This is a genomic window from Marinobacter sp. (assembly GCF_035268745.1).
In the GTDB taxonomy this organism is placed as follows: Bacteria; Pseudomonadota; Gammaproteobacteria; order Pseudomonadales; family Oleiphilaceae; genus Marinobacter.
Genome location: NZ_DATFKH010000175.1, coordinates 1 through 1,650, shown reverse-complemented (window position 1 = coordinate 1,650; position 1,650 = coordinate 1). Strand labels below are relative to the sequence as shown.

Below are 1,650 nucleotides of genomic sequence, written 5' to 3'. Positions count from 1 at the left end.
GGTTGAGGAAGTCCATATCTACCCGGATGGTGACTACTCGGCGATGGTCTGCATTGGTCAAGAAGTGACCGACGAGCTGGAGCTCCAGCCCGCACGGCTGTACATCAAGCGGTATATCCGCCACAAGTACGCCCCGTCCGGAGGAGGAGCACCACGCATCGGCGCCCTTCCCGACCGTGTGATTAACAAAGGCATCGCCGGACCCAGCCTGCTGGCCACCATCCTGGTGGATAAATACGCCGATCATCTGCCGCTGTACCGCCAGCGCCAGCGGTTTGCACGCGAGGGCGTGCCCATTGCCCAGTCGACTCTGGACGGATGGGCATCCCAGGCGATGGACCTCCTGGAGATTCTCTGGGATCACCTGGCGGGCGACACCAAGACCCGCGGATATCTGCAGGTCGACGAATCGCGGATTAAGGTCCTGGAAAGCCTCAAAAAAGGAGCCTGCCACCAGGGGTGGTACTGGATCTACCACAGCCCAATCGAAAAAACGGTGCTGTTCGACTACCAGCCGACCCGCGGGGCGCCCGCCCCAAAGCGGATGCTGGATGGATTTAAAGGATACCTGCAAACGGATGGGTATAGCGTCTACGAAGGGATCGGACGGCGCGAGGACGTAGTGCATCTGGCGTGCTGGGCCCATGCCCGCCGGGAGTTTGAGAAGGCCCTCGACAACGACCGCGAGCGGGCTTCGGCCGCGCTGAGCTGGATTCAGGATCTATACGCAGTGGAGCGGCAGGCCCGCGAGGAAGAACTCTCGCCGGACGACCGCAAAGAACTGCGCCTGGAGGCGTCGCTTCCCATCATCAATCAACTGGGAGCGTGGATTCACGCGCAGGCGAAACAGGTATTGCCTAAAAGCCAGATTGGCAAGGCCATGGCCTATAGCGCCAAGCGTTGGGACGCCCTGAGTGAGTACCTGCATGACGGGCTACTGGAAATTGACAATAACCTGATGGAGAATACGATCCGCCCGCTGGCTCTCGGGCGCAAAAATTACCTGTTTGCCGGTTCGCACGCCGGAGCCCGACGGGCCGCGATGGTCTATTCCCTGCTGGGAACGTGCAAGCTGCATGGAGTCAATCCCACGCAATGGCTCACCCACGTGCTGGCCAACATCCTGCAGACCAAATACAACGACGTGCGCGCTCTCTATCCTCAGAACTTTAGCCAGCTATAGCCAATCGGTCGGGTTCATTCAAGATGTAGTTGGTCGGGTGGATACCTCTTTATGAGTAATACATAGTAAAAACCTGAGTTCGATTAATAAAAAAATATGAAATAGTCTCCCCTAACAAGGGGAGATTTCCCCATCGGGATGGTATTATGAAAAAGGACACCCTGTATGGTTATCTTAGATTTATCTCACCAATCGTAAAATAACTCACAGAGGTCCTTTTATGAATCACTTAAATGTAGCATACACAGGTTTGGATTTACATGCAACCCATAGCGAATTCGGTGTTATTGACGGGCAAGGCCAGGAGCAGCAGCGCCATGCCCTTTCGACCGACCCAAAGCTGATGAAAGACTGGCTTGCCAGCCTGTCTGCCGATCATATTTTTCTGGCCGTTGAGGAAGGCCCGTTAACCCAGTGGATCAGCTGGCAACTCAACGGGCTGGTGGATGAGTTGGTGGTGTGCGACC

At 56.1% G+C, this 1,650-nt stretch carries 2 protein-coding genes; both read left to right on the top strand.

All coding sequences use genetic code 11. The features are described 5' to 3' along the window. On the top strand, positions 1-1,183 hold a 1,183-nt coding region (tnpC, locus tag VJ956_RS12585; protein WP_324085391.1), incomplete at its 5' end, for an IS66 family transposase. A 250-nt stretch (positions 1,184-1,433) separates the two neighbouring features. Continuing rightward, on the top strand, positions 1,434-1,650 hold a 217-nt coding region (locus tag VJ956_RS12580), incomplete at its 3' end, for a hypothetical protein (RefSeq protein ID WP_324085390.1).